This window comes from Peptoniphilus sp. HMSC062D09 (assembly GCF_001811425.1).
Taxonomy (GTDB): Bacteria; Bacillota; Clostridia; order Tissierellales; family Peptoniphilaceae; genus Peptoniphilus_A.
In genome coordinates this window covers 96,775-104,633 of the sequence record NZ_KV804698.1, presented here as the reverse complement: position 1 = coordinate 104,633, position 7,859 = coordinate 96,775, and the positions used below count along the sequence as shown (strand labels likewise).

Annotated in this window: 5 protein-coding genes; all 5 read right to left on the bottom strand. The window is 35.7% G+C overall.

The window, feature by feature from the left end:
* Positions 1-120: 120 nt before the first annotated feature.
* Positions 121-630: a transcription repressor NadR gene (locus HMPREF2801_RS02695; RefSeq protein ID WP_070610435.1), complete on the bottom strand. Its 510-nt coding sequence runs from the start codon at positions 628-630 to the stop codon at positions 121-123.
* Positions 631-637: 7 nt separating this feature from the next.
* Positions 638-1,483 (bottom strand): carboxylating nicotinate-nucleotide diphosphorylase, encoded by an 846-nt coding sequence (gene nadC / locus HMPREF2801_RS02690; RefSeq protein ID WP_070610434.1) that lies wholly within the window; start codon positions 1,481-1,483, stop codon positions 638-640.
* Positions 1,455-2,717, bottom strand: a complete 1,263-nt coding sequence (locus HMPREF2801_RS02685; protein ID WP_070610433.1) for an L-aspartate oxidase — start codon at positions 2,715-2,717, stop codon at positions 1,455-1,457. The genes nadC and HMPREF2801_RS02685 overlap by 29 nt, the downstream gene beginning before the upstream one ends.
* Position 2,718: 1 nt before the next feature.
* A complete protein-coding gene (gene nadA / locus HMPREF2801_RS02680) occupies positions 2,719-3,636 on the bottom strand; it encodes a quinolinate synthase NadA (protein ID WP_070610432.1) in 918 nt (305 codons plus the stop codon).
* A 218-nt stretch (positions 3,637-3,854) separates the two neighbouring features.
* The gene (locus HMPREF2801_RS02675; protein ID WP_070610431.1) at positions 3,855-7,856 is read right to left on the bottom strand and encodes an FtsX-like permease family protein; all 4,002 of its coding nucleotides are present in this window, start codon (positions 7,854-7,856) and stop codon (positions 3,855-3,857) included.
* Positions 7,857-7,859: the final 3 nt, after the last annotated feature.

Genomic DNA, 7,859 nt, shown 5'->3' with positions numbered 1-7,859 from the left:
CTGGTGGTTTATTCATGCTAAAGCGTACAACAAAAAGCACAAGACATATATCTTGCGCTTTCTTAATAAGTTTAGCTTTTAAATTTTTTATATTGCCTTTACTTAAAGAAAAGCATATTTTTATTCCTCTATTAAAAATCCAAGTTCCTTTAAGACAAGTTCAATTTCTTCAATAACTTCTTCATTTTCACTAACAACTGTGTGGAAGTGAACTCCACCAGTAAGTACATCTAAGGGCTTTGACTTTTCTTCCTTCATTTTTTCTAAAAATATTTTTACATCTCGCCTAGAGGAGCAGTTTAAATCCTTTTTTATTTCTCCATAAACCTTGTGGTGAACTATTACATCTTTCACTCTTCCGCCAAGGTCTACAATGGCATTTAATTCTTTATTTATATCTTTATCGCTGTGTTTAACTTTGAAAACTTTTTGAGTTCTCTCTTCGTTTAAATAGTAACCCCTATTAGTTGAAACAATATCCCTTCCACTAGCTCGAAGTATGGCTATATCTTGCACTATTACTTGCCTAGTTACATCAAATTTTTCTGCCAACTTTTCTCCTGATATTGGCTTTTGATTGTCATATAAAAATTTTAATAGATCATCTCTTCGTGTTTTTGGTTCCTTCATATCTTCCTCAATAGATTTTTAAATTTTTCATGGATAAATCCAGGACTCCTGCCTGATAAGTTATGGCACCAGATGAAATATAATCAATGGCTAAATCTTTATAGTCATTAATATTTTCAAGGCTAATATTTCCTGAGCACTCGATTATTGCCCTCTTATCAATAAGCTTAGCGGCTTCTTTTATTTCTTCTATATTCATGTTGTCTAACATAATTATATCAGCTTTAGCTTCTAATGCTTCTTTCACTTCATCTAAATTTTCTACTTCAACTTCAATTTTTTTGACAAAGGGATTTAGGCTTCTTACTTTTTCTATGGCATTTTTTATTCCACCAGCAGCATCTATGTGATTGTCCTTTATCATAATTCCGTCAGATAAATTATATCTGTGATTGTAGGCGCCGCCAAGAGTTACTGCATATTTTTCAAAAATTCTCATGCCTGGTGTAGTCTTTCTAGTGTCTAAAATTTTTACAGAGTCACTATTAAGGGAAGCTACCATTTTTTTAGTATAAGTGGCAATACCGCTCATCCTTTGCAAATAATTTAGGGCAGTCCTTTCGCCTTCTAAGATTACCCTGGCTTTTGCCCTTATTGTCCCCACTAAGTCAGAATTATTTACCTCATCGCCATCAGAAAAATTAAATTCAAAAGTTGCATCTTCATCTAATATTTCAAAGACTCGCTTAAATACATCAAGACCTGCAATAATTCCCCTATCCTTTGATATTAAACTTACTTCTCCCTTTTCATCTTTTAAAATTGCATCTGTAGTGATGTCGCCACTAGTCATGTCTTCTCTTAGAGCAGAAATAATATACTTATCAATTACTATTGGCTTTAGCTCTCTCATCTTCTCTTATCCTTTCAAAAATAATAACACGATCTTTTTCTTTATCAATCTTTCCAGCATTAATTTGAAAATCTATTTTTCTATCTTCAAGTTTATTTTCATTTAAGTAATCTGCCAAAAGTCTTCCAAAAACTACACACTCTAAAAGTGAGTTGCAGGCAAGTCTATTGGAGCCATGAATACCAACATTTCCTGCTTCTCCAACTGCGAAGAGTCCCTCTATATTAGTCCTTCCCTTAATATCACATTCTATGCCGCCCATAGTGTAGTGTTGACATGGAACAACGGGAATATTTTCATATCTTGCATCTATTTGCCTATCTTTTAATTCCTTAAATATCATTGGAAATCTCTTTGGAATTTTGTCTTCACCTAGTGGTTTCATGGACAAGTATTCAAAGTCTACCTTTTCTTTTTTCATTTCCCTTAATATTGCCTTTGCCACAATATCTCTAGGCTTCATTTCGTCGGTGAATCTCTCCTTTTTGTGGTTTAATAAGAGAGCGCCCTCACCTCTTGCAGATTCAGAAATCAAAAATTGTCTCTCTGCCCCTTCTTCATATAGGGAAGTTGGATGAAACTGAATGTAGGAAATATCCTTTAACTTGACACCATTTTTTATAGCCATGGCATATCCATCGCCACATATATGAGGGAAATTTGTGCTCCTATCAAAAAGTCCACCTAGTCCACCAGTTGCAAGAACAACATTTGTAGAAATAAAAATTTTATCTAAAGACCTTGCGCCATAACACTTGCCCTTATTTACAATTAAATCAACAATAGGAGTGTCTTCAAATATTTCTATATTAGCTCTTTCCCTAAGCCTTTTATAAAGGACATCTAAAATCCCCTTGCCAATTTCATCATCTATGTGAAGACCTCTGGCTATAGAATGGCCGCCTTCTCTTGCATAATCAAAGTCTCCATTCTTCTTTGTAAATTCAACTCCAAGGTCAAGTAAAAAATTTATTGCAGCTTGGGACATATCTACCATTTTTTCCACAGCTTGCAAATTATTTTTGTAGTGACCTGCTTTTAATGTGTCTTCAATAAAAGTTCTTCTGTCAGACTTATCCTTTAGGACATTTATGCCACCTTGAGCCAGATATGAATTTGAATCTTCTAACTTTTTCTTAGTTACTAGGGCAATTTTATAATTTTTACTTAACTCTAAGGCTGTGCTAACTCCTGCTAGTCCAGAGCCAATTATTAAAATATCATATTTTTTCATCTTAAGCACCTAGCTCCAACATTCTCTTTAGAGGAATTAAAGCTTTCTCTCTAATTTCTTTATCTACCTCAACTTGATTTTCATTGTTTTCAATTACCCTAATGACTTTATCAATATTTAATTTTTTCATGTCATTACAAATTGGACTTTTTCTCAATTTTCTAAAATTAATATTTGGATATTTTTTCTTTAGCTCAGTAAAAATTCCTTCCTCTGTAACAACTAGTACATCATCATATTTTCCAGCTTCATTAATAATGGCCTTTGTAGAACCTATAAAATCTGCTAAGTCTAAGACTTCTTTTCTGCATTCAGGATGAGCTAAAATTTTAACCTTGCCCTTAAAAGATCTCACATCATCAAGGTCAATTTCATCGTGAACTGGGCAGTAACCATCATTTAAAATAACATTTTTATCAGGCAATGATTTTTTTATGTAGTCGCCAAGATTTTTATCTGGAACAAAAAATATATTTTTTTCCTTTATTTTATTTACAATTTTTGCAGCATTTGAAGATGTTACACAAATATCTGAATAAGCTTTAATTTCAGCAGTGGAGTTTATATAGGTTACAACTGCTAAATCATCATACTTTGCTCTCATCTCTTTAATTTTTTCTACACTTACCATGTGTGCCATAGGACAATCTGCTCCAAGATCTGGCATCAATACATTTTTGCTTGGATTTAAAATTTTTACACTTTCGCCCATGAAGTAAACCCCAGCCATGACTATTGTCTTTTCCTTTAACTCAGTTGCCTTTTGAGCTAGGAAAAAAGAATCTCCTATGTAATCAGCTATAGCTTGTATATCCTCATTTACATAATAATGAGCAAGAATAACTGCATCCTTTTCTTCCTTTAATTTTTTTAAGATTTTCACTTTTTCATCAAAGTTTAACTTTTCTAAATTTTGCAATTTTATCCAATCTCCTAATAAATTTTAAATAAAATTATATTACAAAGAAGATGATGAGACAAGCCAAGTGTATATACACTTGTAAGGTAAAGTGCCCTCTTTATTTTTTAATTTACTATAATTTAAAGGCTAAAATTTTCTTTTATCTTTAATTTTTATCAGGTCCTTTTATAATTGAAGTTAAAAAAAGACCGAAGATTTTATCCTTCGGTCAAATTTTATTCATTTGATTTTAGTGCGTCTAGGGCGTTTATCTTCTTTATCCTAAAGTGGAATATTATCATTATTAGTGTGTTTATAAAGGCTGTGATTATGCCTGCCAGTATAAAAGGTCTTGCCGTCAAGTCTTCTGGCAACATTGCCATAAAGGGCACAACTATTTGTAATACTGAGTAGTGCAAAATTTTTCCAACTACCAGTCCTATTAATATTCCAATAAGGGCAAGGATGTAAGTTTCCTTATAGATGTAAGATGTGGTCTCCTTTGGATAAAAGCCCAAAACTTTTATGGTTGAGACTTCTCTTATTCTCTCTTCGATGTTTATATTTGTAAGGTTGTAGAGGACTACAACTTCTAATATTGTCGTCACCATTAAAATTATTATTTCAACCTTTGTTATTGAGAATAAGAATTTATTCAAGACATCCTTTAGGTCGTCGATGTTGGTAATGTTAAAGACTGCCTTATTTTCAATTGTAGTCTTTGTAAACTCATCCTTGTCAAAGTTTTGATGTGCCTTTATTAGGTCTGTGTTTGCCACAAAGTCTGAGCCCGTCACTTTTTCAAAGTAGTCTTTATCCATGTAGATATTGTGGCCGATGTAAAATTCTGTTATGCCAGCTACTTCAACTTCAAATTCGTTGCCATAGACATCGCGAATTTCAAGTGGGTCTCCAACCTTTAATTTTTTAAGTTTGGAAAGTTTTCCTGTTATTATTACCCCTCTCTTGGAAAGCTCAAGTTCTTCGCCCCCGTCCTTGTCCCTAAGAGCCACATAGTTTTTAAATTCTTCCCTGTCCTCTGGCACAATTACATTTACAACTTGGTCGATCTCATCGTAGTCTACTGTGAATAATTCTTCATAGGTCTTTGTGTACTCTAAATTTTTACCGTCAATTTCCCTTCTATAGTCTCCATAGGCATCTTCGTCAAACTTGCTGTCGTATAATACTGAAAGGTCGTATTTTAAAATTTCCTTAAACTGCAAGGTCTCCACATCTTTAACGGATTCTGATATTCCAAATCCCAAAACAAGTAGCGCCGCGCAGCCCATGACGCCAACTACTGTCATGAACATTCTCTTCTTTGACAAGAATAAATTTCTCGCCGTTACCTTGGACAAAAAGCTCATCCTGTTCCAGATAAAAGGGATTTTTTCCAGCATTATTCTGTTGCCCTTGGATGGTGCTTTTCCACGAAGAAGATAGGCTGTCTTTTCCTTTAGGTTTTTGTTGACAGTAATTATTGCCGCCACTGTTGTAAATATAAATCCAATGGCTATGGCAAAAATTATCCTAAGTGGAAAGGCATTTATAATCAAGTGGTCCTGGAAAATCGTCTTTGTTGAGTAGGCATTGCCTATGATGTAGGTCAATAGATAAGACCCAGTTATGGCGCCAAGACTTCCACCAATTATTGATGCCAGGGATCCATATAGGAAAAATTTTCTTCCAATTTCTCTATTGGTATAGCCCAGAGCCTTGTAGGTTCCAATGACCACTCTATTTTCGTCTACCATTCTTGTCATTGTCGTGAAGCAAACTAAAAGTGCTATGGCAAAGAAAAATATTGGAAAGATAAAGGATAGACCGTCCACTCTCTTTGCATAGTCCAAGTAGGTGTTGATGTCGCCTGAAAGGTGTCTAGGCGTGATCTTGTAGCGAGGTTGTTTTATTAGGCTAAGATACTTTCTTCCGTCGGCAATTTTTTCTCTTGCGTCAGAAATTTTTTCTTCAGCCTCCTTGGACTTGTCGTTGAATTCTCTTTCGCCCTTTTTAAGGTCCAACTCTCCCTTGTAGAGCTTGCCCTTGGCATCCTCTAACTTGTCCTTGCCAGTCTTTAGCTCCTTATCAAGCCTTTCTTCTCCTCTTTGGAGTTCATCAGTGCCAGACAAATATTTTTCCTTGGCTCTTGATAGTTTCTCTCTGCCCTCAACATATTCGTCGTACTTTTCCTCGTACTCCTTCTTGCCACTTTCGTAGTCGGCACTTCCCTTGTCAAGCTTTTCTTGAGACTCGTCAAGTTTTTTCTTAGCCTTATTAAGTTCTTCTTTTGCGTCAGCAAGTTTCCTCTTATTCTTTTCTATTTCATCCTTATTTTTTGCGTATTCCTCTTCGCCCTTTTCGGCTTCAGCAATTCCCTCTTCAAGCTGCCTTTTTCCCTCTTTAAGTTGTTTCTTACTTGCATCAAGAGTCGCCCTTGCCCCTACAAGTTTTTTCTCGCTTTCATTTATTTTTTCAATGCCAGCCTTGCCTTCTTTTACCTTGGCTTTTAAGTCATCTAAGCTTCCTGTTATTCCACCTGGCACTTCCTTATTTATTTCCTCAAGAGCCTTGTCAATTTCAGCCTTGGAATTATTTAAAAACTCTAACTTTTTATTTAGGGCTTCCTTATTTTTTTGAAGTTCTGCCCTTTGTGCCTCTAGGCCGTGAAGTTTAGCCTCAAGTTTTATTCTGTCCTCATCTGATAAATTTGGATCATTGAGAGCCGCATTTGTACTTGCAATTTCAGCCTCAACTTGCCCAAGTCCACCATCAACTTGGTCTATCTGTGCCTTTGTACTTGCAATTTCACTTTCAATAGTAGGAAGTTTATTTAAAATTTCACTAGCACTGTCCAAAATTTTATCCAGGGCATAAATTTTTTCAACTGCATCTTCATAGGAAGTGGCACCCATTTTACTTACTAGCTCTTGCTTACCTGCTTCAAGCTGCTTTTTGCCGCTGTCATATTCCCTTTCGCCTTCCTCATATTTTTTCATTCCTTCAGCAAGCTTGACCTTAGAATCTTCAATCTTTTGCCAACCATCGTCTAATTTTTTTCTGCCTTCAAGGAGCTTGTCTTCCCCCTCTTTTAGGGCCTTTTCTGATGCTTCAGCCTGACCTAGTCCCTTTTGGTACTTTTCCTTGCCTTCAGCCAGTTGTTCCCTTCCAGAATCCAATTCAACTTTTGCATCATCAAGCTTTTTCTTGCCATCCCTTAACTTTTCGTAGCCGTCAATTAGCTTTCTCTCGCCGTCGTCAATTTCCACAGATGCCTTGTAAAGCTTGTCTCTATTTTTTGAAATTTCAGACTCTGCATCACTTTTTTCCTTGTTGTACTTGTCTAGACCCTCTTGATAGTCCTTCTTGCCCTTGTTTAAGTCCTTACGACCCTTGACAAGTTTATCCTTTGCGTCAGTGAGCTTGTCCTCAGCATCAGTAATCTTGTCCTCTGCATCTACTATCTTGTCAGAAATTTCATCTTGCATGGATAAAAGTCTCTCCTTAGGTCTATTTTTTAAATCGATCTTTAGGGCGCGAGTCTTCTTGTCCATGTAGTCCACATATTCCTTGTCAGAAGTCACAAGACCCTCTGTGCCCAAAAATTTTAGCTTGGCAAGAGTTGGCTCGCCAGAAAAGTTTCCATCGTCAATGTAGGCGAAATAAGAAATTTTTCCATAACCCCTTTCAGAATAAGTTCCGTTCTTGTCTTGAATGAAGTCCAGAGAATTTGCAAAGCCAACAACCTTGTAGGAAAGCCTCTTTAAGTCATTGTCATCATCGTCGTCATTGTCCTCCTTAAAGGAAATGATGTCGCCAATTTTTTTGCCATCATTTTTCATTCTGGAGTCCAGGACAATTTCATCAGGGCTCTTTATACTTCTTCCCTCAACAATTTCGGGCTTAGAAATTTCATAGGGCATATTAAGAAGCTTTATGACAATAGAATCTCCCACTAAGAAGGCATCCTTGTCATAGCCGTATTCAAGCTCAGAGATGTCCTCTTGGTCCTCGATAATAGCCTTGTCTTTATCTTCCAGACCAATAGGCACAGAAATTTTTAGGTCCTCTTGATTAAGTTTTTTTATTTTATTATCAATGGTGTTTCGCATAACTTGCCCCGTAGAGAGCAAGCCAATTAATACAAAAACACCTAGAAAGACAATTATTAAAATAGATATAAATCTCGGAAGAGAATTTTTTATCTCTCTAAAATTATCTTTATCGCAAGCTTTCACCCT